At 40.9% G+C, this 23,236-nt stretch carries 26 protein-coding genes; 17 read left to right on the forward strand and 9 right to left on the reverse strand.

What is annotated here, in order from left to right; genetic code table 11:
* Positions 1 to 77: 77 nt before the first annotated feature.
* The 4 genes from mce to QF028_RS05150 all read left to right on the forward strand — a co-directional run bounded on the left by mce (position 78) and on the right by QF028_RS05150 (position 4,619).
* Entirely contained in the window at positions 78 to 491 is a 414-nt protein-coding gene (gene mce / locus QF028_RS05135; protein ID WP_429464420.1) for a methylmalonyl-CoA epimerase, read from the forward strand.
* Positions 492 to 2,042, forward strand: coding sequence for an acyl-CoA carboxylase subunit beta (locus tag QF028_RS05140; RefSeq protein WP_429464421.1), 1,551 nt, complete (start codon positions 492 to 494; stop codon positions 2,040 to 2,042). It begins immediately after the preceding gene.
* Between the two features lie 97 nt (positions 2,043 to 2,139).
* Entirely contained in the window at positions 2,140 to 3,261 is a 1,122-nt protein-coding gene (locus tag QF028_RS05145; protein ID WP_215005148.1) for a tripeptidase T, read from the forward strand.
* A gap of 80 nt (positions 3,262 to 3,341) precedes the next feature.
* Positions 3,342 to 4,619 (forward strand): DNA polymerase IV, encoded by a 1,278-nt coding sequence (locus tag QF028_RS05150; RefSeq protein WP_215005145.1) that lies wholly within the window; start codon positions 3,342 to 3,344, stop codon positions 4,617 to 4,619.
* Positions 4,620 to 4,663: 44 nt separating this feature from the next.
* Here the strand turns inward: QF028_RS05150 and zwf are convergent, their stop codons facing one another.
* Positions 4,664 to 6,133, reverse strand: a complete 1,470-nt coding sequence (zwf, locus tag QF028_RS05155) for a glucose-6-phosphate dehydrogenase (protein WP_429472184.1) — start codon at positions 6,131 to 6,133, stop codon at positions 4,664 to 4,666.
* A 271-nt stretch (positions 6,134 to 6,404) separates the two neighbouring features.
* On the opposite strand from zwf, the gene rnz reads away from it, so the two are divergent.
* Entirely contained in the window at positions 6,405 to 7,331 is a 927-nt protein-coding gene (gene rnz, locus QF028_RS05160; RefSeq protein WP_429464422.1) for a ribonuclease Z, read from the forward strand.
* 125 nt (positions 7,332 to 7,456) lie between these two features.
* On the opposite strand, the gene namA is transcribed toward rnz, so the two are convergent.
* The 3 genes from namA to proC form a co-directional block, all read right to left on the reverse strand.
* Positions 7,457 to 8,473, reverse strand: a complete 1,017-nt coding sequence (gene namA / locus QF028_RS05165; RefSeq protein ID WP_429464423.1) for an NADPH dehydrogenase NamA — start codon at positions 8,471 to 8,473, stop codon at positions 7,457 to 7,459.
* Between the two features lie 80 nt (positions 8,474 to 8,553).
* On the reverse strand, positions 8,554 to 9,693 hold the full coding sequence (locus QF028_RS05170) for a glycosyltransferase (protein WP_429464424.1): 1,140 nt from the start codon (positions 9,691 to 9,693) through the stop codon (positions 8,554 to 8,556).
* 59 nt (positions 9,694 to 9,752) lie between these two features.
* Complete coding sequence (gene proC / locus QF028_RS05175; protein WP_429464425.1) at positions 9,753 to 10,598, reverse strand: pyrroline-5-carboxylate reductase; 846 nt, start codon at positions 10,596 to 10,598, stop codon at positions 9,753 to 9,755.
* 483 nt (positions 10,599 to 11,081) lie between these two features.
* Between proC and QF028_RS05180 the strand changes: the two genes are divergently transcribed.
* Positions 11,082 to 12,041 (forward strand): MBL fold metallo-hydrolase, encoded by a 960-nt coding sequence (locus QF028_RS05180; RefSeq protein ID WP_429464426.1) that lies wholly within the window; start codon positions 11,082 to 11,084, stop codon positions 12,039 to 12,041.
* Positions 12,042 to 12,074: 33 nt separating this feature from the next.
* Positions 12,075 to 12,872 carry an SDR family NAD(P)-dependent oxidoreductase gene (locus QF028_RS05185; protein ID WP_429464427.1) on the forward strand — a complete coding sequence of 266 codons (798 nt, stop codon included), beginning with the start codon at positions 12,075 to 12,077 and terminating at the stop codon, positions 12,870 to 12,872.
* A 225-nt stretch (positions 12,873 to 13,097) separates the two neighbouring features.
* Here the strand turns inward: QF028_RS05185 and QF028_RS05190 are convergent, their stop codons facing one another.
* Positions 13,098 to 13,289, reverse strand: coding sequence for a YqzH family protein (locus QF028_RS05190; RefSeq protein WP_168244987.1), 192 nt, complete (start codon positions 13,287 to 13,289; stop codon positions 13,098 to 13,100).
* Positions 13,290 to 13,447: 158 nt separating this feature from the next.
* On the opposite strand from QF028_RS05190, the gene QF028_RS05195 reads away from it, so the two are divergent.
* The 3 genes from QF028_RS05195 (at position 13,448) to QF028_RS05205 (ending at position 15,537) form a co-directional block, all read left to right on the forward strand.
* Positions 13,448 to 14,707 (forward strand): DNA polymerase thumb domain-containing protein, encoded by a 1,260-nt coding sequence (locus QF028_RS05195; protein ID WP_410888563.1) that lies wholly within the window; start codon positions 13,448 to 13,450, stop codon positions 14,705 to 14,707.
* 84 nt (positions 14,708 to 14,791) lie between these two features.
* Positions 14,792 to 15,127 (forward strand): YolD-like family protein, encoded by a 336-nt coding sequence (locus QF028_RS05200; protein WP_215005118.1) that lies wholly within the window; start codon positions 14,792 to 14,794, stop codon positions 15,125 to 15,127.
* 77 nt (positions 15,128 to 15,204) lie between these two features.
* Positions 15,205 to 15,537, forward strand: coding sequence for an iron-sulfur cluster biosynthesis family protein (locus QF028_RS05205; RefSeq protein ID WP_429464428.1), 333 nt, complete (start codon positions 15,205 to 15,207; stop codon positions 15,535 to 15,537).
* Positions 15,538 to 15,558: 21 nt separating this feature from the next.
* Here QF028_RS05205 and QF028_RS05210 read toward each other — a convergent pair whose 3' ends face one another.
* Both QF028_RS05210 and QF028_RS05215 read right to left on the reverse strand, forming a co-directional pair.
* Positions 15,559 to 16,479, reverse strand: a complete 921-nt coding sequence (locus tag QF028_RS05210) for an alpha/beta hydrolase (protein ID WP_088090535.1) — start codon at positions 16,477 to 16,479, stop codon at positions 15,559 to 15,561.
* A 133-nt stretch (positions 16,480 to 16,612) separates the two neighbouring features.
* Positions 16,613 to 16,753 (reverse strand): hypothetical protein, encoded by a 141-nt coding sequence (locus tag QF028_RS05215; protein WP_168244984.1) that lies wholly within the window; start codon positions 16,751 to 16,753, stop codon positions 16,613 to 16,615.
* Between the two features lie 245 nt (positions 16,754 to 16,998).
* Here QF028_RS05215 and QF028_RS05220 point away from each other — a divergent pair, with 245 nt between their 5' ends.
* From QF028_RS05220 to QF028_RS05230, 3 genes are all read left to right on the forward strand, one after another.
* Positions 16,999 to 17,688 (forward strand): CoA transferase subunit A, encoded by a 690-nt coding sequence (locus tag QF028_RS05220; protein ID WP_429464429.1) that lies wholly within the window; start codon positions 16,999 to 17,001, stop codon positions 17,686 to 17,688.
* Between the two features lie 24 nt (positions 17,689 to 17,712).
* Positions 17,713 to 18,381 (forward strand): 3-oxoacid CoA-transferase subunit B, encoded by a 669-nt coding sequence (locus QF028_RS05225; RefSeq protein ID WP_215005112.1) that lies wholly within the window; start codon positions 17,713 to 17,715, stop codon positions 18,379 to 18,381.
* Positions 18,382 to 18,496: 115 nt separating this feature from the next.
* A complete protein-coding gene (locus QF028_RS05230) occupies positions 18,497 to 18,751 on the forward strand; it encodes a YqkE family protein (RefSeq protein ID WP_168244981.1) in 255 nt (84 codons plus the stop codon).
* 38 nt (positions 18,752 to 18,789) lie between these two features.
* Here QF028_RS05230 and QF028_RS05235 read toward each other — a convergent pair whose 3' ends face one another.
* Positions 18,790 to 19,701, reverse strand: a complete 912-nt coding sequence (locus QF028_RS05235; RefSeq protein ID WP_429464430.1) for an aldo/keto reductase — start codon at positions 19,699 to 19,701, stop codon at positions 18,790 to 18,792.
* Between the two features lie 65 nt (positions 19,702 to 19,766).
* Complete coding sequence (gene mciZ / locus QF028_RS05240; RefSeq protein WP_088088870.1) at positions 19,767 to 19,898, reverse strand: Z-ring formation inhibitor MciZ; 132 nt, start codon at positions 19,896 to 19,898, stop codon at positions 19,767 to 19,769.
* Between the two features lie 71 nt (positions 19,899 to 19,969).
* Between mciZ and QF028_RS05245 the strand changes: the two genes are divergently transcribed.
* From QF028_RS05245 to QF028_RS05260, 4 genes are all read left to right on the forward strand, one after another.
* Positions 19,970 to 20,524 (forward strand): NUDIX hydrolase, encoded by a 555-nt coding sequence (locus QF028_RS05245; RefSeq protein WP_215018677.1) that lies wholly within the window; start codon positions 19,970 to 19,972, stop codon positions 20,522 to 20,524.
* Positions 20,521 to 21,684, forward strand: a complete 1,164-nt coding sequence (locus QF028_RS05250) for an endonuclease Q family protein (RefSeq protein WP_429464431.1) — start codon at positions 20,521 to 20,523, stop codon at positions 21,682 to 21,684. The genes QF028_RS05245 and QF028_RS05250 overlap by 4 nt, the downstream gene beginning before the upstream one ends.
* Before the next feature lie 128 nt (positions 21,685 to 21,812).
* Positions 21,813 to 22,460, forward strand: coding sequence for a stage II sporulation protein M (spoIIM, locus tag QF028_RS05255; protein WP_214718897.1), 648 nt, complete (start codon positions 21,813 to 21,815; stop codon positions 22,458 to 22,460).
* A gap of 118 nt (positions 22,461 to 22,578) precedes the next feature.
* On the forward strand, positions 22,579 to 23,043 hold the full coding sequence (locus QF028_RS05260; protein WP_429464432.1) for a Fur family transcriptional regulator: 465 nt from the start codon (positions 22,579 to 22,581) through the stop codon (positions 23,041 to 23,043).
* Positions 23,044 to 23,236 lie beyond the last annotated feature (193 nt).

The raw sequence follows: 23,236 nt of genomic DNA on the forward strand, positions 1-23,236 counted from the left end.
TAGGAAGGATTTATGAACTTTTTCACGAATAAGATAATTGTCGAATTAAATTTAATTTTTAGAACAGAGGGGTAATAATGATTAAAAAGGTCGACCATATTGGGATTGCCGTTAGATCACTTGAACATACGCTTCCTTTCTATACCGATGTATTGAATTTACCATTGCTAGGAATTGAAGAGGTTGAAACTCAACTAGTAAGAGTGGCTTTTTTAGAGGCAGGAGGTACAAAACTCGAACTGCTTGAGCCTACTTCGGAAGAAAGTACCATTGCTAAATTTATCGAAAAACGCGGTGAGGGCATCCACCATGTTGCACTTGGTGTTGTATCGATTAAAGAAAGAATTAGCGAAATGAAAGAAAAAGGGATTCGAATGATAGACGATCAGCCAAGACCTGGTGCTGGAGGAGCAAACATTGCTTTTCTGCATCCAAAATCCACATCTGGGGTTTTATTTGAACTCTGTGAGAAGAAGGGGATGAAGGGGTAAATGATAGACATCTATGAAAAAATAAATGAGTTGTATGATAAACGTCGCGAGGTTGAACTTGGAGGCGGTGACGAGCGAATTGAGAAGCAGCATGAAAAAGGAAAATTGACGGCGAGAGAAAGAATCGATCTGTTGGTAGACAAAGGGACGTTTTTTGAATTAAATCCCTTTATTGAACACCGTACCAATGATTTTGGTCTCGATGAACAAAAGGGCCCAGGGGACGGGGTAGTGACTGGTTACGGGAAAGTTAATGGTCGGCCCATTTATCTTTTTTCGCAGGATTTTACGGTCTTTGGCGGTGCATTAGGGGAAATGCATGCCAAGAAAATTGCGAATGTGATGGATTTAGCAGCGAAAAATGGGGCACCCTTTATCGGCCTAAATGATTCTGGCGGGGCGCGCATTCAAGAAGGTGTTGTTTCCTTAGATGGATACGGACATATTTTTTACCGAAATGCCATTTATTCCGGTGTGATTCCGCAAATCTCAGTAATCTTGGGCCCGTGTGCAGGTGGTGCCGTCTATTCACCGGCAATTACTGATTTTGTGTTTATGGTCGAAAAAACGAGTCAAATGTTTATTACGGGACCTAAAGTCATCGAAACAGTGACAGGGGAGAAAATATCAGCTGAAGAACTGGGCGGTGCCAATGTACATAGCTCCATTAGCGGGAATGCCCATTTTCATTCCGATTCGGAAGTAGAGGTGTTACAGAACGTCCGCAGGCTTTTGAGTTATCTGCCGCAAAATAATCAAGAGAAGCCTCCAAGATTTGAGGTTCAGGTGGAAGAAGACTACCGTCCTGAATTAATGGATGTTATTCCTTTCGATGCCGTTCGTCCATACGATGTCCGAAAAGTCATTGAGCAAGTTGTTGACGAGGACTCGTTCATGGAAATTCATAAGGATTTTGCTAGAAATATTGTCGTTGGCTTTGCACGTATCAAAGGTGAATCAGTAGGGCTTGTCTGTAATCAGCCTAGGGTCATGGCTGGCGGCTTGGATATTGATTCCTCTGATAAGGCGGCTCGGTTTATCCGGACCTGTGATTCTTTTAATATCCCTATCATAACGTTTGAAGATGTTACAGGCTTCTTCCCGGGAGTTAAACAAGAACACGGGGGAATCATTCGCCATGGAGCCAAAATATTATTTGCCTATTCCGAGGCGACAGTTCCGAAATTGACGGTTATTTTAAGAAAAGCCTATGGCGGTGCCTATGTGGCGTTAAATAGTAAGTCAATTGGTGCTGACTTGGTATTTGCTTGGCCCAATGCGGAAATTGCTGTTATGGGTCCACAAGGGGCAGCCAATATCATTTTTGCCAAGGAAATTAATAATAGCGAAGATCCTGAACAGACCAGGCAGCAAAAAATCGATGAATACCGTGAAAAGTTTGCCAATCCTTATGTGGCGGCGAGCAGAGGCATGGTCGATGATGTCATTGATCCAAGAGAAACAAGATTGAAAATAGTGCAGGGACTAGAAATGCTTAGAAATAAAAAAGAGTCAAGACCTTACAAAAAACATGGGAATATTCCACTATAGTATAATTTGAAATTGACTTCCTCCTCTTTCATTTGATGATATGAATAAGAAAGAGGTATACTGAAATAGTGATTACATAACATGGAGGGTCAATATAATGGTTAATCAGGAACGTCTGTTGAATGAATTTTTAGAACTTGTGCAAATTGACTCAGAAACAAAATTCGAGGCTGAAATTGCAAAGGTATTAAAACAAAAATTTACTGAGTTAGGACTCGATGTATTTGAAGATGATACCACCGCTGTAACAGGCCATGGTGCAGGGAATCTAGTTTGCACGCTTGCGGCAACTAAAGAGGGTGTTGACCCGATTTATTTTACCTGTCATATGGATACTGTTACACCGGCTAAAGGTGTGAAACCATCGATTAAAGAGGGTTATGTGGTTACAGATGGCACCACGATCTTAGGGGCAGATGATAAAACAGGTATTTCTGTCATGCTTGAAACCATTCGTCAATTAAAAGAACAAAATCTACCTCATGGTTTGATTCAATTTGTCATCACTGTCGGAGAAGAATCAGGTCTTGTAGGTGCAAAAGCACTTGATTCTTCATTGATGAAAGCAAAATTTGGCTACGCACTGGATAGTGATGGCTTAGTTGGTAACATAGTTGTTGCTGCTCCGACACAAGCAAAGGTAAAAACAGTTATTTACGGTAAAACGGCTCATGCCGGTGTGGCACCTGAAAAAGGAGTTTCAGCGATTACAATTGCCGCAAAATCGATTGCGAAGATGCCATTAGGAAGAATAGATCACGAAACCACAGCAAACATTGGCCGGTTTGAAGGCGGTCAGGCAACTAACATCGTTTGTGACCGTGTTGATATTTTAGCAGAGGCACGTTCGCTTATCCCTGAAAAAATGCAGGCTCAGGTAAGCAAAATGAAGGATGCATTTGAAACAGTTGCAGCACAAATGGGTGGCAGAGCAGAGGTAGATGTGGAAATCATGTATCCAGGCTTTAAATTTGGCGAAGGCGATCATGTTGTAGAAGTTGCACGCAAGGCAGCGGCAAAAATTGGCCGCAGTTGTGAACTGCAGCATAGCGGCGGAGGCAGTGATGCCAACGTTTTTGCTGGGTTTAATATTCCAACGGTCAATCTTGCAGTCGGCTATGAAGAAATCCATACAACAAACGAACGCATGCCGGTTGAAGAATTGTATAAGCTTGCAGAAATGACACTTGCGATTATCGATGAAGTGGCAAATCAATAATGTAGTTGTAAGGAGAACCTAACTGATGGTTCTCCTTTTTGATATAATTAGGGAAGAAAATGTGGTAAGGAAGTGCCAGCATGAAGGAAATGTATCCGAAAAACGGAAAAGTCATTTTACATGTTGATATGAATAGCTTTTATGCGTCGGTTGAAATGGCCTATGATCCCAAACTGAAGGGTAAACCGCTCGCAATTGCTGGAAATGTCGAGGAGCGCAGAGGGATCATTGTAACCTGCAATTACGATGCAAGAAAATTTGGTGTGAAAACGACGATGCCGCTTTGGGAAGCGAGAAAACTTTGTCCGCAGTTAATCGTCATGAAACCTAATTTTGAGCGTTATCGGGCCGTTTCCATCGGTATGTTTGAAATTCTCAGGCACTATACAGAGCTTGTAGAGCCCGTTTCGATTGACGAGGGATACTTAGATATAACGGAAAGCTTTGAATACGGCAGCCCGATAGAAATCGCTGAAAGCATTCAAAAAAGGATTCTGGAACAACTAGATATACCTTGCAGCATAGGTATAGCTCCAAATAAATTTTTAGCAAAAACGGCTTCAGATATGAAAAAGCCAATGGGAATTACGATTCTTCGTAAGCGTGATATACCAAACGTTCTTTGGCCCTTGAACACGAACGAAATGCATGGTGTCGGGAAGAAGACAGCGGAAAAGTTACAGACAATTGGGATTCACACCATTGGTGAATTAGCAAAAGGCAATGAGATTCAACTTAAAACGCTTCTAGGCATTAATGGCCTTCGATTAAAAGAAAGAGCCAATGGGATTGATCATCGCCTTGTTGACCCGGAATCGATTGAAGAATTTAAGAGTATCGGCAATTCAACAACACTGCCTAAGGATGTTAGTAATCAGCATGAACTTTTTCGTGTGTTAACATCATTAGCGGAAACGGTCTCTATCAGGCTGAAGAGAAAGAATGTCCTTGCCGGAACTCTTGGAATTACAATTCGCTATAAGGATCGGAAGACAATTACCAGAAGTAAAAAGCTTCCCAACCCCATCAGTCATAAAGATGACATTTCTTCCTTTGCGCAGCAGATTTTTCTAAAAGCTTGGAATGGAGATGCTATTCGATTGTTAGGGATCACAGGCAATGATTTAGTGGATCATGATCATGCCTATAAACAGTTAGATTTATTTTCCTATGAAAAGGATGCGAAAAAAGAGCCGTTACTTAATACCTTATCTAGTCTTCGTGAAAAGTACGGGAAAAGTATCATTGAAAATGCGGGGTCGCACCAAATGGATGGTTCTCACAATATCGGGACTGGAACAAGCTTTAATAAAGATTTTCTGCGGACCTTTCCTAATAAAAATAATGATCTAGACTAAAAAGCACCACTTTGCTGTTATAACAAAGTGGTGCTTTTGATTATTTACTTACAAATATCGACGTCTAGACCTGTTACAGGCCACCAGAAGTAGCCATCTTTTTCTAAGAGTTCATCCACCTCTTTGGGCCCCATTGTCCCTGACTGATAATTGGGGAAGTAATCAGCCTTCGTGTTTTCCCAAACCGCCGAAATTTTATCAACAAAGCTCCAGGAATAAGCGACTTCATCCCAATGCGTGAAATTTGTAGCATCCCCTCGCATACAATCCAAAAGAAGTTTTTCATAGCCTTCAGGAGTGTTCATCGCATGGATTCCAGTATTGGCAAAGCTAAGTTTTACTTCTTGCGCATCCAAATGTCCGCCCGCTTTCTTGGCGTTTAGGTGCAGGGTAATTCCCTCCTCTGGTTGAATATGAATCACAAGGAGGTTCGGATTTAACATTTTGTCAGTTTGGTAATATAAATTCATTGGAATATCTTTAAATTGAACGACAATTTTTGTTGATTTTGTCGACATTCTTTTCCCAGTACGGATGTAAAAAGGAACACCAGCCCAGCGGAAATTATCGATCATAATTTTCCCTGCGACAAAGGTTTCTGTATTCGATTCTTTGTCCACCATTGGTTCATCACGATAGGCAGGAACCTGGACATCCTCAACCGTGCCCTCACCGTATTGTCCGCGAACAAAATAATTATTTACTTGTTCGCCCTCAACGGTTCGAAGTGCTCGAAATACACGAACCTTTTCGGAACGGATTTCGTCGGTTGTAAGGTTAATAGGTGGTTCCATCGCAAGCAAGGCTACCATTTGCATCATATGGTTTTGAAGCATATCTCTAAGGGCCCCGCTTGTTTCATAATAACGGCCGCGCTCTTCGACACCGAGTATTTCACTTGAGGTGATTTGAATATTTGAGATATAGCGGTTATTCCAAAGCGGTTCAAAAATAGCATTGGCGAAACGTATTACTTCGATGTTCCGGACCATTTCTTTGCCTAAATAGTGGTCGATACGATAAACTTCTTTTTCCTTAAACGCACTTCTGATTTGTTTATTAAGCTCGATTGCAGAGGCTAAGTCATGTCCGAATGGCTTCTCAATCACAAGTCGTTTGTAGCCTTTTACGTCCGTCAGTTTATCTGATTTTAAATGCAAGGCGATGGTTCCGAAAAATTCTGGAGCCATGGCGAGATAAAAAATGCGATTCCCTTCTAAATGATAATTTCCATCAATCTCATCTGCTAAATTTTTTAATATTGCATATGAATTGGAATCAGCGACATCATGTGATTGATAGTAAAAATGGGAGATAAATTCATCAATCTTGTCTTTGTTTCCTAATGCAGATAATACGGAGTCTTTAACGGAATGTTGAAACTCATCGTTAGAAAGGGACCTTCTGGCCACCCCAATAACCGCAAATTTATTTAATTTGCCTTTCTCAAATAACCGGTAAAGGGAAGGAAACAACTTCCGTTTTGCTAAATCACCAGTCGCACCAAAAATCATAATTAATGAAGTCACGTTTCCAGTTTGCGTCAAAATAAAAACCTCTTTTCTATTTATGTAAATTGTAAAATCAACAAATATCACATTTCTTGATTTTATAGCATTCCGTTAGACTTCGCAAAAATAAAACATTCAAGTCTCAATTATTTTTCACATAATAGTCCGTGCTATTCACTTATTAATTAAAGGTCCCCTAGGGAGAAATTGATTTCTTTTTGTGCTATATTAACAATATTGGATAAAAGGAACGGATTGAGAGGAGCTATTATTAGTGGATATATTTTTCTTAGGAACAGGGGCGGGGATGCCGGCAAAACTCCGCAATGTGACGTCAATTGCACTGAAATTGTTAGAAGAGCGGGGGGCCGTTTGGTTATTTGATGCCGGTGAGGCGACCCAGCATCAAATTTTACATACATCGTTAAAACCTCGTAGAATTGAAAAAATCTTTATTACTCACCTTCATGGTGATCATATCTATGGTCTGCCTGGATTATTATCAAGCCGCTCTTTTCAAGGCGGAGAATCCGAGGTAACGGTTTATGGACCAAAAGGGATTAAGGACTATATTCATGTCAGCCTTTCATTAAGCCAGACCTATTTGAAATACCCGCTAACTGTTATTGAAATTGACGAGGGGATTCTTTTTGAAGATGAGCAGTTTACAGTGGAAGCCCTCAGGTTAGATCATGGCATCCCTTCATATGGGTATCGAATTGTCGAAAAGAATCGGCCTAGAACATTACTTGCTGATAAGCTAAAGGAAGCGGGAGTACAGCCAGGGCCCATTTTTAGACAAATTAAAAATGGTGAAACAGTTACCCTTGAAGACGGCAGGACAATTGATCCGAGTAAGTTTCTAGGCCCTGAACAGAAGGGGAGAATTGTCACGGTTCTAGGGGACACACGGTACTGCGAAAATGCGATTTCATTGGCTGAAAATGCAGATCTTTTGGTGCATGAAGCGACTTTTTCAGCGGATGAAGAAAAACTTGCCCACGACTATTTTCATTCAACCACACATCAGGCAGCAGAAGTTGCTAAGAAGGCCGGTTGTAAGCAACTGTGTCTAACCCATATAAGCTCCCGTTATGATCGAAATGCTTGGCGGGAATTGGTGGATGAGGCAAAGGAAGTTTTTCCGAATACAGATATAGCTGAGGATTTTAAAGAAATAAATATTCCCCTTCGAAATTAAATAGGGACATTCGCTAATTTTTTTGATTCGCAAATAAAACCGGGTTTTTCGCAAATAAAATAAATTGCCTGCTGATGATAGACATAAGAAGAGGATGTCCATTTAGAAGACACCCTCTTTTTGATTTATAACCAGCCGCGCTCGTATTGTTTAGGTCCCTCAATTGGAACCCCTAATTCTTTTGCTGCTGTCCGGGCCCAATATGGGTCGCGAAGTAATTCACGAGCTAGGAAGACTAAATCAGCTCTGTCATTTTGTAAAATTTCCTCGCCCTGGATCCCAGAAGTGATTAATCCCACCGCACCTGTTGAGATATCGGCGCCAGTCTTTATGGTCTCTGAGAATTTCACTTGATATCCAGGATAAACGTGAATATGGGCAGGTACAACGGCACCTGAGCTAACATCAATTAAATCAATACCTTGTTCTTTCATCCATTGGGCGAACGTTATGTAATCTTCAGCGGTTAATCCTTCTGCGTGGTAATCATGAGCAGATACTCTCACAAATAATGGACCTTCCCAAACGGTTTTCACTGCATCAATCACTTCTCGGAGGATTCGGTAGCGGTTTTCAGCCGAACCGCCGTATTCATCGGTTCTTTTATTGGAAAGTGGTGAAAGGAATTCATTGATAAGATACCCATGAGCACCATGGATTTCAATCACATCGAAACCGGCTTTTGCTGCACGCTCCGCGCCTTTTTTAAATGCTTCTACTGTTTCTTCAATATCCGTTTTGGACATTTCCTTTGGTGTTTTCATGTTTTCTTTAAAAGCAAGTGCAGAAGGGGCAAGAATTTCACCTTCTAATACGGCTTTTCTGCCGGCATGAGCGAGTTGAATCCCAGTCTTGGCACCATGCTCCTTCATAAGACCAACAAGCTCAGAAAAGCCCTCTATATGCTCATCGCTCCAGATTCCTAAATCTCTAGGGGATATCCTGCCTTGAGGTGTTACTGATGTTGCTTCAACAATAATTAGACCAACCTGACCGACCGCCCTGCTTGTGTAGTGGGTTCGATGCCAGTTTTGAACATGGCCATCTTCATGACTGGAATACATGCACATCGGTGACATCACTATTCGATTTTTAAGTGTAACACCCTTTATTGTATAGGGTGAAAATAGTTTTACTGCCATTTCAGAAGCCTCCTGAATTCAATCTGAATTATCCTTTTCTAGTATAGCAAAAGGATCTTTTTAATGAAAAAATCAAGCTTCTAATCTTTTTCTCGCAGTTCACTTAACCGATAGGTGGTTCCTCTCCAAACAATACCGCCGCGCTTAAAGGTAAGAAGGCTCGCCCGAATAATCGAATAAATAAACAGTAAGGCAGTGATTGGAAAGACCAAAAACATCATAGGGGAGAATAAGGTTAATTTTTTTATGACAACCACATAAAGAATTCCGCAAAGAACAATATTTCCAAAGCTTAATAGAGCAACTGTTGTATTCCCTGAAAAAATCATCACAAAAGGCAGAACGTTGGTGATAAAAACTCCGAGGATTGCAAAGATCACCATGCTGATACGATAGTGCAATCCGGCAAATGTATTTTTCTCTAGTCCAACTAATGCTTCTTTTAAACTTCCATACCATTCCACTTCGATTAGATGAAGTGCAGTCACAATTCTTTGTCGGTAGCCTGCTTTTTTCATTTTCATCCCAAGTTGCAGGTCATCGTCCGGCCGCATTTTTATCTTCTCATGTGTTCCAAACGATTCATAAGATTTTTTTAAAACAAGAATAAACGCACCAATCCCTGTTCCGATTTTTGATTTTGGGTTATTTGCCAACCAAGGACGTTTAAAATAAGAAAAACCAAACAGGAAAAAGGCAACAAATGATTTTAACCAAAATCGGTTAGCGCTTAAGTTTGGAGCAGCGGTTAGATGGTCAAGCTTGTGTCTTTCAAAATAGTGGAGCGCTTTTGCGAAGGCTTGTTTTTCAAATTTTACGTCAGCATCGGTAAACAATAGCCATTTCCCTGAAGCTTGAAGTGCGCCCGTGTACAAAGCGTTATTCTTCCCAAGCCAGCCCTCAGGCAATTGATCAACATGGATGACTTTTAGGCGCGGGTCTATTTTTGTTAATTCTTCCATAATGGTTCCAGTCATGTCAGTTGACCGATCATTGACAAGTATCCATTCCACATTTTTGTAGGTTTGCTCCAGCTGACTAAGGATACTTGCTTCGATTTGTTTTTCCTCATTACGAGCGGCAACTACTACAGATAATAGCGGTCCAAGCTCCATGCCTGCTTCTTTTTCCAGCGGATCTATTTTTCGTAAACCAATCAGTCCGTCTAAAAGAAAAATAGTCCAGACTAGCATACCTAAAGAAAATAAGATCGTTAGCATCCACGACACTTCCCTAGCCTTTTTTCACTAGTGTAATGTAAACTAGGCAAAAGTCCAATTTAGGAAGTTTGGTCTGCAGTCTGAAGCCTAGAACTTAATTCTTCCCCCATTTTTTTGGATTGCGCAGTTGCTGCTTTAATACATGAAATAAATGCTTGCTGGACGCCGTGTTCTTCAAGAACTCTAATGCCAGCTTCTGTTGTTCCGCCAGGGCTTGTTACTTCCATACGCAGTTGAGTAGATGATTTGCTTGATTTTTTCACCATCTCTGCTGCCCCAAGTAGTGTTTGAACAATCAGTTCACTGGCCATTTCTTTGTCTAGTCCTACTTCTACTGCACTTTTTTCCATGGCTTCGATAAGATAATAAATATAGGCTGGCCCACTTCCTGATAGCCCCGTAACGGCATCTAACTGCTCTTCTTCTACTAAAGAAGCCAAGCCAACTGTTCCAAACAAGTTCTTGGTTGTTTCTAACTGCTGCTCGGTAACACGTTGATTCACGGCAACAGCGGTGGCCGATTTTCCAACAGCAGCCGAAGTGTTTGGCATCGACCTTACAATCGCAAGTGGTAATTTTGCCAATGTTTCAATTGTCATCATGGAAACACCAGCTAAGACTGAGACGACGAGCATTTGTTCCGTTAAGTGTTCCCGAATGGATTGGACGGCTGTCGCGACATCCTTTGGTTTCATTGCTAACATCACAATGTCCGCTTGATCAAACAGTTCATTCAAATTATAAGTCGTTCGAATTCCATAACGAGTTTCTAAATTAGTTAATCTTTCTTGATTGGAATTGTTTGTAATCCAGATATTTTTTTTATTAATTAGCCCATTTTCAAGAATTCCTGAAATGAATGCCTCAGCCATCGAACCTGCACCAATAATTGCTATTTTTTCCATTAATATTCCTCCATTTCGATTCTTAAGAAAACAAAAAGACCCCTCATCCGTAAAGGACGAAAGGTCTAGCTTCCGTGGTACCACCTTCATTTACCCTTGCTTAAATTGCAAGAAGGGTTCACTCGACTCCGATAACGCCGGAAATGCGTTAGGTTTTCCTAAGTGCTCCTAAGGTAGGTTCAATGATTAAGAGGGCGGTGAAGTCTTTCAGCCGTCGAACTTCACTCTCTTTCGCCATTTCTCATTTACTGGCCTTATTCATCGCTTTAACGAATTAAATTTTACTAGATTATGCAAGATAAACAACCCATCTGTCAATAGATAAGTTTATTGAATTTTTTATTTTTTCTAAAAAATTATGCAGAAATAATGACAATTGGTTAAAAAGTCGCTACACTTTAGTATATACAATAAATGTCACATAATGTTCATATCTATATCGTTGGGTTCTTTATTCGACAATAATGTTAAGGGGATTTAGTAATGACAAAATGGAAAGACGGAATAGCGAAAATTACGGTGCCGACTCCTTTTGCGGTCGGAGATGTCAATGTCTATTTGATTAAAGGCGAGCGATTAACGCTTGTAGACGCGGGCGTAAAAACGGAACAGTCCTGGATGTCACTTAAGGAGCAAATGGGGGATTTAGGCTTAAGTCCTGCTGATATTGAGCAGGTGATTCTAACACATCATCACCCCGATCATGTTGGAATGCTAGATTTTTTTCCGGATTCGTTAGAAGTATATGGTCATTATTTGAATGAACGATGGATTCACCAAACAGAAGCCTTTTTTCAAGAACAAGAGGAATTCTTCCGTGTGCATTTTCTAGAATTCGGGCTGCCCGAGGAATATTTTTCGTTACTTTCTAAGTTAAGAAAAACATTGAAATATTCATGTAACCGATCACTAACTGGACATCTTGCTGAGGGAATGAGACCTCCTGGGCTAAGTGAGTGGCAGGTCATTGAAACACCGGGTCATGCCCAAAGTCAAATTGCGCTTTTCCGGGAAAAGGATGGAATTTTGATTGGTGGAGATTTAATCTTAGCGCACATTTCGCCAAATCCATTGCTCGAGCCGCCTGCCCCAGGTGAAACAAAAAGAGCGAAGCCACTGCTGCAACATAATGACTCCATGAAGAAGCTGCTATTGTATCCGGTTCAATGTGTCTACACTGGTCACGGCGAGGAAGTCTACCAGTTAGCAGAGTTGATTGAAAAACGATTGATACGCCAACACGAGCGGGCAATGACGGTTCATAGCTGGTTAAAAGAAGAACAGCTCACCGTTTTTGAAATCTGTAAACGCCTGTTTCCATCTGTTTATCAGCGCGAACTGATGCTGACCCTTTCGGAAACCGTCGCACAACTTGACTATTTATCATCTATCGGGGAGATTATTAGTAAGAATACTAAGCCCGTGCTTTATCAAGCTAAGTAATATGCATTGGGTCAACTCAGATGAGGTGTAGAAATGGTTAGGGAACATTTAAAAGGTAAAAATATCGTGATTACGGGTGCCTCCGGAGGAATCGGAGCGGAAATCGCCAAGCTATGTGCGGCAAGCGGTGCCAATCTTGTTCTGCTTGCAAGAAGCATTGGTAAACTCGAGCAGCTGCAAACGGAACTACAGCAAAAGTATCAAGTAAAAGTGGATGTTTTCAAGCTGGATGTCTCGGATACAGCTCAGGTGCAGGAGGTTTTTCAACGGATTTTCGATAAAATCGGAGAGATTGATATCCTTGTCAATAATGCCGGCTTTGGAATTTTCCGTGAAGCTCATTTGGCGACATTGGACGAAATCAAGGGAATGTTTGATGTCAATGTCGTCGGGCTTATGGCCTGCACAAGCATGGTGCTGCCGAAAATGCGGGAACGGCGTTTTGGTCATATTATCAATATTGCTTCGCAGGCTGGTAAGATTGCCACGCCCAAATCAAGTGTCTATTCTGCTTCAAAGCATGCCGTACTTGGATACACAAACTCACTGCGGATGGAGCTTTCCGATTATAATGTACAAGTGACTTCAGTGAACCCTGGGCCAATTGCCACTAATTTTTTTAATATAGCCGATGAAAAAGGCACGTATGTTAAAAATGTGCAGAGATTTATGCTCAAGCCCGAGTACGTCGCTCAGAAGGTCGTTGACAGCATGCTGTCGAAAACAAGGGAGATTAATTTACCGCGCTGGATGAACATGGGGAGCGTTGTGTACGTGCTCTTCCCACGGCTGTTTGAGCGGATTGGCAGACGTGCTTTTAATCGGAAATAGTTTATAAGTAAATTAGGCCTCATTTTTAGAGGCTTTTTGTTTTGCTGTCATCCTGTTTCGACTTTGAAAATTGTCCAGCTCCAGCACCCTAGCGGCTAGTGTCCTTCGCTCTCCGCCCTACGATAAGTCAAGCACGAATGCGCCTTCGGCTCTTCGTGTTTCCTTTATCTCAGTTGGAGCGCTCCAGGCCATACGCCTCTGAACAGGGCGCTTACGCTTTTCTTTTCACTCTGCTAAATACTCATATACCGTATCATTCACAATCTCGTATAAATCTGCAGTTGGTTCCTCTGCTTTCGTTTGAAGGATCTGTTTGCTTAGCTTCTCCAAATCGTTGTCTCCAATAGGCATTGTCCCCGTTTCATAATACTGTTTAAAACAATTTTTGATCATCTTTGCCACCAATTTTTTATCCATAAACATGCACCTCACTATCCATTATACTATGTTTTCCTCGACTTCCATAAAAGAACGGTGTTCAAAAATTTCCATTGAATACGAACGCATATTCGCTTATGATAATGAATATAATAAAAAGGAACGAATGTTCGATATTCTGATTGTGAGGGAATGCCATGGTGGACTACAGCGCACTGCCGCAAAATAAAATTTTATGTGTGGACATGAAGAGCTTTTATGCCAGCTGTTCAGCTGTTATGTGGGGCCTTGACCCTATGGAGTGTTATTTAGCGGTGGTTGGTCAAAAAGAGCGGCAGGGAAGTATTGTCCTTGCTGCTTCGCCGCGTATGAAAAAAGAATTTGGCATCAAAACGGGTTCCCGGATGTTTGAGATTCCACAAGACCCCAGGATTCAAATTGTTGAGCCAAAAATGGCAACGTATTTGCGGATTGCTACCGAAATTTCTCGTGTCTTTAACCGCTATGTTCCAAAAGAAGCGATTCATGTCTATAGCGTCGATGAAAGTTTTATTAAAGTGGATGGTGCCATTCATTTGTGGGGGGATGCCCACACGATTGCCAAAAAAATAAAGGATGATATTGAGCGGGAGTTTCAATTGCCGTGTGCCGTTGGAATTGGCCCTAACATGTTACTGGCAAAGCTATGTCTTGATCTTGATGCCAAGAAAAGCGGAGTGGCCGAGTGGACATATGAAGATGTTCAGACAAAGCTTTGGAATGTGTCACCGCTCAGGGAAATGTGGGGGATCGGCAGACGTGTCGAAAAAACATTAAATGGGATGGGGATTTTCACTGTCGGTCAGCTAGCCCGTTATGATTTAGAAAAGCTAGAAAAGAAATTTGGTATCATGGGAAACCAGCTTTATCATCATGCCTGGGGAGTTGACCTTTCTGATTTGGGTGCACCGCTTATCCAAGGACAAATCAGCTTTGGAAAAAGTCAAATTCTGTTAAGGGACTATAAAGAGGAAGCGGAAATTAAGACGGTCATTTTAGAAATGTGTGAGGAAGTAGCAAGGCGGGCAAGGACGCATCGAAAAGCAGGGAGAACGATAAGTCTCGGAGTCGGCTACAGCCAGGATGAATTTGGCGGCGGTTTTCATCGCTCTAGAAGCATCGGCCAGCCAACGAATGTGACGATGGAACTGTACCGTGTGTGTCTGGAATTATTTCATGAGCATTACACTGGAAAGACGGTACGGCAGATCTCGATTGCCATCAGCAATATTGTTGATGACCGTGAGCTGCAGCTTGATCTGTTCGACATGGGTGCCTATAAGAGGCGAGAGCTCGGCTATGTGGTGGATACGGTTCGCAGACGCTTTGGTTCAGGTTCCTTGTTGCGTGCGGTTTCCTATACAGCTGCTGGAACGGCTAAGCATCGGGCTACACTTGTTGGTGGACATAAAAGATAAATGTAGAAGCGCCCGTTTAGCGGCGTTAAAGCTAGACAGTAGTCAAATAATTAAGACTGAATACTGAGAAAGAAGGAGAGGCGGATGATTCGCGACCGTGGAAGGATCAAATGGACGTCGATGATGCTTCCTGAGCATGTGAAATTGCTCAGGGATTGGGTGAAAGAAGATCGGTACGAACAGAAACGAGAAATGGATGAACAGCATCTGGAGCTCATGAACGGGATCTTGTCCGAAGCGATTGAATATGATCAGTACGTGACGATTACCCATTACCGGAATCGGAACTATGAAATCGTGATTGGCAAAATCCATTACTGGGATGAACTGACGCAAAGGCTTCATGTGATAGATTGCTTTGATGAGGTGCACCGGATTCCGATGGATGCTATTGCTGACATTCGGATGACGGAGATCTAAATCTATGAGCAAAGATGAATCAACCTCTCGTAACATGTGGTACAATCACCATATGCTAAATGAGAGGGGCAATAAACTTGGAGATAACTATTACTGCAGAGGCAGCTAACAAAATAAATGAGCGAATTGACGGTCGAGAAGGCTACTTAAAGCTAAAATACGATACAGACGGCTGTGGCTGTGCCGTAAACGGGGTAGTGGCTTTGTGGTTTATACCAGAATTAGATAATGATGACATGGCTATTGAAACAAATGACCGGACGGTTTATGCAGAAAAATCAAAAATGGTCTTTTTCGATGAGCAAATGAAAATTGACTTTTCTAAAGCGTGCAATTGCTTTCAACTAAAGAGTCCGCAACAAATCCTAAATGGCCGTATGAGCCTTATAATTAAAGAAAAAACAGACTGATCCATAATGGATAGTCTGTTTTTAGCTTGGCAATGGATGATCAACATATTTTTGTAAAAATTCATCAATCACCCGTTCGTAATCAGCCCGGTTTTCATTAAAGGACTGGGCATGGCGGCCGTTAGCGGCTAAAAAAAGCATTTTAGGACCCTTTTTATGCTCAAATAAATCCTTTGTCATGGTAGGAAGGATAAAATCATCCTTTTGGCTGTGAATAAACAAAATCGGATGTTTGATATTTTCAATAACCGAAATCGGGGAAACATTTCGGATCGAATATTTGTCCCGAAGGCGTAAAAGGGCATCCCCAAGCGGTAGCAAAAGACCAGGGATGAGCTTGAAATCCTTTTTAATCAAATAAGCCAACTGCTCCTTAAAATCAGAAAATGGGCAATCGGCAATATAAAAATCTGCCCCATCCTCAAGGAGTCCAGCATATAACAGCATGGTAGCTGCGCCCATCGATTCGCCGTGAATCCCTAGTTCAAGTTGAGGTCCTTTTTCTTTTTTGAGCCAATCGACGACTGTCTTCAAATCAAATTTTTCATAATGACCAAAACTAGTTGTTTTACCGCCAGATTCCCCGTGACGACGATGGTCATAAATTAACGTATTAAACCCACGCTCTAAGAACATATTTGCATATTTAATGGAATTAATTTTCGTTTCGGTCACACCATGAGAAATAATGATATAACGATTGGTCTGGTGCGGTTCCACGAGCTGGGCTTTAATTGTGTATCCAAAAGGCGAAGAAATATCAACCTCCCGTTTTGGGAGAGAATCAAATTCATCGGGATTATACCGGCCAGCTTCTTTTTCACGCCTTAAAATTAATTCCTCATCCTTCTTTTTCATATACATGAGACGGTTTGTAAAATACAAACCAAGAGATAACCAGAAAAACAACAAAACAAACAAAGTTCGAAATGCCTTCCTCACCATTGGCACCTCCTGTAGGAATTAATATAACATATGTAAAATAAGTACCAAGCGCCCATAAATTAGCCGTTTTAATTTTAACACAAAGAAAACCGCTGACACCAATAAGCGGTTTCCGAGTTTACAGAATGATTTACTGCTCTGCGTTTTGTCGTTTGGTAGGATGGATGGCTTTTTCGATTTCTTCAGCGGCAATCACCCGCTTGCCTCCACCTGCTGTGTCAGCATAGTTTTTTCCTTTTTGACTGGAACCTTTATCACGTTTTTGGCTCAAAATAATCTGTCCCCCTTCAAGCTAGTCTCAATTAATAAGATGCATTAGTCGAAGACTGATTATTCATGAAAAACTTAATTTAGACAGTTTGGCATTCATTTTCCCCCTCTGATAATCATACTTTCATTGTAGTGGTGTAATTTCAAAAAAGCGGGAATAATAGAAATTTTGACAAAATAAGAGGATTTTCTGTATTTTTACTAGAAATAGTAAAGGGAAAATGGGGATTAGGGGGAGAAATCAGGATGAAAAAAATATGTACATCCTTCCAGGATGCAGTTGCCGGAATTCATGATGGGGCTACATTAATGGTTGGTGGGTTTGGTTTGTGCGGCATACCGGAAAACCTGATACTTGCATTGGCAAAAAAAGGCGTAAAGGATTTAACAGTTATTTCAAATAACTGCGGGATTGATGAGTGGGGTTTAGGACTTCTATTAAATAATAAACAAATCAAAAAAATGATTGGATCCTATGTTGGTGAAAATAAAGAGTTTGAGAGACAGGTTTTAACTGGAGAACTCGAAGTAGAATTAACGCCACAAGGTACATTGGCTGAAAAAATCAGGGCAGGCGGGGCCGGAATCCCAGCATTTTATACACCAGCCGGAGTTGGAACACCGATTGCTGAAGGGAAGGAAACGAAGGTTTTTAACGGGAGAGAATACCTTTTGGAAGAGGCGCTAACTGCCGACTTTAGTCTTGTTAGGGCATGGAAGGGCGACAAAATGGGAAATCTCGTTTACCACAAAACAGCGCGAAACTTCAATCCGATGATTGCAGCTGCTGGAAAAGTAACGATTGCTGAAGTGGAAGCACTTTGTGAAATTGGCGAATTAGATGCTAATTTTATTCATACCCCTAGTATCTATGTACAAACAATTATCGAAGGAACACAGGAAAAACGAATTGAGAGATTGACAGTGAGAAAATAGTGTTGGGAGAAGGGAGAGAGCGTAATGGTGAATGAAATTGTCTCCGTTAGAGAGAGAATTGCGATAAGGGCTGAGAAGGAAATAGAAAACGGATTTTATGTAAATCTAGGCATAGGTATGCCAACCCTTGTTGCTAATTTTATGTCAGCAAATAAACAGGTTGTCTTGCAGTCTGAAAATGGTCTTCTTGGCATCGGACCCTACCCAGATGCGGATGATGTGGACCCCGATTTAATCAATGCCGGTAAAGAGACCGTTACGGCAATTAGTGGTGCAGCCTATTTCGATAGCGCCGAATCGTTTGCGATGATTCGCGGCGGGCATGTCAACTTAGCGATACTCGGTGGAATGGAAGTATCTGAAACCGGTGACTTAGCTAACTGGATGATCCCTGGAAAGATGATAAAAGGAATGGGTGGCGCAATGGATCTCGTTCATGGTGCCCAAAAAATAATTGTTATTATGGAGCATGTGAATAAAAAGGGTGAATCCAAAATATTGAAACAGTGCACGCTTCCTTTAACGGGTAAAGGGGTAGTCAACCGAATTATCACTGAGCGCGCTGTTATGGATGTAAAAGATTCAGGGCTGAGGCTTGTAGAAGTTGCTAAAGGGTATACGATTGAGGATGTTGTCAATTCTACTGAAGCCACATTGTTTGTGGACGAAAACGTGGTACTTGAAGCTTATTAAAAATAACAAGTAAGAGCAGGCTGACTATGATTAAGCATAGCCTGCTTTTTTATATGGGCGATGCTTGGTGACATGGTATAATATAAATGAAATTTTGATGATGGAGGCGTTCTGAATGAAAAAGCAATCTAAACAAAAAAATCAATCGAAACCCAAAAAAGATGATTCAGCGGTAACGCTTGGCGATATGATCAACCCTAATTTATTCAAGCAACTAAAAGAACAACAAGAACAGCTTAAAGCAGCAGAAGAAAAAAGAAAAGAAGACGAAGAGCTAAGAAAGAGAGAAGAAAGACGATTAAAAGAAAAAAACAAATCTTTTGCAGAACTATTAAATGAGAGCGGCATGAACTGGAAGGAGTTTAAATAAAAATAATATAAAAAGGAGGGCGTACGAACGCTCTCCTTTTAACGATGTTCTTTATAAATGCCAGCCTTCGTTAACTCTCTAATTACTGAAACTTCCTCCTCAGAAAGCGGCTGACTTCTGACTGCTTTCGCATTACTCCTAATTTGTTCAGGACTACTGGCCCCGGCAACAACAGAGGCTACAACAGGATGGGCCAGATTATACTGAAGGGCTATCTCTGTAAAAGAGCGTGTGGCTGCTACCTTTTCCTTTAACAACGGCAAGACGTCATTCAACTCGGTTAAGCTGTAGTCTTGATACCCCTTCTCAGTTACCTTCTCAATCATTTTATCACTTAAAAGACCTTTTGCGAGCGGTCCGCGGGTCACAACGCTAAGCCCATGTTCCTGAAGAAGTGGCAAGGCTTCTTCCTCAGGGCGGCGGTCTAAGATACTGTATTGCATCATCACAGATACGATACTAGACTTGTTAACATATTCCCGTATTACATTTGGGCGAATAGAGGAAATGCCATAGTAGCGAATATAGCCTTCTGCTTTTAATTCTTCGAACGCTTCTATTGTTTCCTCAATTGGATCATTGATGGTCCCGCCGTGCAGCTGATAAAGATCGATATAGTCGGTACCCAGTCGGTTAAGACTTTGTTTGACTTCTTCCTTTATATAGGACTTCGAGGGATCCCATGACCATCCCTTCTGATCTTGACTCCAGCGATTCCCAACCTTTGTTGCAATAATGACATTTTCACGGACTTCCTTCAATGCTGTCCCAACTATTTTTTCATTTTCACCAAAATCATATAAATCAGCCGTATCAAAATAATTGATCCCTTCCTCAAGTGAGGCTTCAATAATCTTTCTAGCGGTTTTCTCCTCGGTTCCAATCGACATACAACCAAGTCCTAGTTCCGATACATACAAATCCGAATTTCCTAGTCTTCTCTTTTTCAAAAACTCACCCCGTCCTTTTTTCTACAATTTTATAAAAGAAAAGGACAGACTACAATCGAAAGACTTTATTTTTGATTCACCTTTTCAATCCATTCGGAAACGGTGAAATAATCTTTGTTGTATTCTTTTAGTTTCTGAAGTATTTCCCATCCTTTTCCAACAAGAATGATTCCTTTATCATGAACGTACACCTTCATTCCATCCCCCTCCAAATAAAGTATGGTAAGATGTATGAGCAGATTAAAGGAATAGAACAGGAGTGACCCATATGAGCAATCTCGAAGAAAAAACACTTCATAGTGAAGAAATTTTCTCAGGAAAAGTAATCAGTCTTCATTTACAGGATGTAGAGCTTCCGAACGGGAAACAATCGAAACGGGAGATCATTAAACATCCCGGGGCTGTCGCTATTTTAGCCATTACCGACAACAAGAAAGTAGTAATGGTTGAACAATATCGGAAAGCACTGGAACGAACCATTGTTGAAATTCCCGCCGGAAAGCTGGAAAAAGGGGAAGAGCCTGAGCTTTGTGCTCGCCGTGAACTGGAGGAAGAGACAGGCTATGAGTGCGAGAGCCTTGAATGGCTTACTTCTTTTTACACCTCGCCAGGATTTGCCGATGAAATCGTTCATGTCTATGTTGCGACAGGACTAAGCAAAAAAGAAAATGCAGCAGCACTTGATGAGGATGAGTTTGTTAATCTAGAGGAATTAACTCTGGAAGAAGCAGCTCAATATGTAAAAGAACAAAAAATATATGATGCCAAAACGATTTTTGCTGTTCAATACTTACAATTGCAAGAGGCGTTGAAAAATAAATGAATCGCTACTATGTAGATTTACATATACACATTGGACGTACCTGGACAGGGAAGCCGGTAAAAATCACCGGTGCCAAGTCTCTAACGTTTACGAATATCATTGAGCATGCACGACACGAAAAGGGACTTAATATGGTTGGGATCATCGATAGCCATTCGCCTGAAGTCATCCTTGAAATGGAAAGTCTTATCCAAAGTGGAGATGTAGTGGAACATCCGGACGGTGGGTTAGTGTTTGGTGATTTAACGGTTATTCCCGGTTCTGAATTGGAGATTTATGACGAACAATCTAACGGCCCAATCCACCTGCTTATGTTTTTTTCAAGTCTTTCCATCATGAGAGAGTTCTCCTCGTGGCTGTCAGGTCACTTGAAAAATATTCAACTGAGCTCACAACGGATCTATGCAACGGGTCTTGTTTTACAAAAGAAGGTAAAAGAGTTAGGTGGAATCTTCATTCCTGCTCATGTTTTCACGCCTTTTAAAAGTTTGTATGGAAAAGGAGTCAATCAGTCACTTACTGAGGTATTGGACCCGGAATTGATTGACGCAATTGAGCTTGGATTAAGTTCTGATACGACTATGGCGGATCAAATAAAGGAATTACATGACTATACATTTGTTACGAATTCTGATGCCCATTCGCTTGCAAAAATAGCCCGTGAATACCAAGTCATTGCCATGAAGGAACCAACATTTTTAGAGTTGCAGAAAGCATTAAAGAAGGAAGATGGACGTAAAATTATCGCAAATTATGGTCTTGATCCATTGCTCGGTAAATACCATAAAACAGTTTGTGCAGAATGCCATCATCCTGCTGCTGAAGAGGATCAAATATGTACACAATGTGGAAATAAGAAAATTGTTAAAGGTGTAGCTGACAGAATCCTTGAACTGAAAACGGCTGAACAAGGTCCAGAAGACCGTCCGCCCTATATCCATCAAGTCCCGCTGGAATTTATCCCTGGCTTAGGACCTCGCTTACTTGAGAAGCTGGTTGATCATTTTGGGAGTGAAATGGCGATTTTGCATGATGTACCCTATGAAGGATTGAAAGAGGTTGTCCCGGAAAGGATCGCTGACCTTATCCTAAAAGCAAGAGCGGGTAAAGTAAATCTAGCAGCCGGCGGCGGTGGGAAATACGGAAAAATTTCAGACTAAAAAAAGATGAACCCCGGTAGCATAAAGCTATCGGGTTTTATTATGTAATCTATTAAAATGTGGGAATAGATATACTAGACTGGCATACAATGTATTAACTGAACTGAGAATAGTAGGAGGATACGCAAATGAAAAAACGATTGTACCAGTCCGATGCCGCTAGTTATTTCCGTGAGCATTCCTCAATTTTTTTGTTTATTGTTGTCTTATTTTTAATGGGAGTAATCTTTGGGGCAATTGTTGTAAACAGTATGAGCATTACTCAGAAGGAAGATTTATTCTATTATTTATCACAATTTTTTGGTCAAGTCTCGAGCGGAAAAGAAGCAGAAGATAATGATTTATTCCTGCAAAGCCTTTTCCATAATAGTAAGTTTATTGGGCTCATGTGGATACTAGGAATTTCAATCATCGGTCTTCCAGTGATACTTATTCTATTATTTATTAAAGGAATGGTAGTTGGGTTTACCGTGGGTTTTCTAGTCAGTCAAATGGGCTGGCAGGGCTTTATGCTCGCCTTTGTTTCGATTTTGCCTCAGAATCTGATTATTATTCCTGTATTCATAATGATGGCAGCATTATCAGTGATTTTCTCACTTCGAATGATCAAAAAGCAGTTTATGAAAAAATATGCCCAGCCAATCCTTCCTTTTTTTAAAAGTTATATTTTAACCTTGATTGTAGCGGTAATATTTATAGCTGCAGCATCTGGGATAGAGGCCTATCTTTCGCCTTGGTTAATGAAAACCATCATTAGTTCAACCATTTTAAAGTAATTATTATATAATACTTAATATAGAATATTGTTTATTGTAGTTTATAATAATTTTATTTTGATTCTCAATTGTCATCTGTTATAATGAGAATTAACAGTGGCGAGGGAGGGACTGCAGGATGGAAACTAGAATTGAAAGAATTAAGAAACAGTTGCATTCAGCAAGCTATAAACTAACACCTCAGCGTGAGGCAACCGTTCGAGTTTTATTGGAAAATGAAGAGGATCATTTAAGTGCGGAAGATGTATACCTCCTCGTGAAAGAAAAATCGCCTGAAATTGGTTTAGCAACTGTTTATCGGACGTTGGAATTATTAACGGAATTAAAAATTGTTGATAAAATAAATTTTGGGGATGGGGTTTCTCGCTATGACCTTCGCCAGGAAGGTGCAGCCCATTTTCATCATCATCTTGTTTGTATTGAATGTGGTGCCGTTGATGAAATTCAAGAGGATTTACTTGAAGATGTAGAAGCAATTGTGGAACGCAAATGGAATTTTAAAATAAAAGATCATCGCCTCACTTTTCATGGGATCTGTTACCGATGCCAGGATAAAGATAAAGAGGAAGAAAAAGCTGATTAACCAATGAAAGCTCCTTGAAAAGGGCTTTTTTCTTTTTAGTAAAAGGCTATGTTAAAGGTCATTGTTGATTTTAGAGCCATGTTGATTGGAGCGGAAATCAACATCCAAGTTTAACAGATTAAAAAAGAACTTCCCCTATATTACCAATGACTAGGTATAAAATTTATCTATTTTGGCATACATTTTACTAGAT

Source organism: Neobacillus sp. B4I6 (assembly GCF_050434045.1).
Taxonomy (GTDB): domain Bacteria; phylum Bacillota; class Bacilli; order Bacillales; family Cytobacillaceae; genus Neobacillus.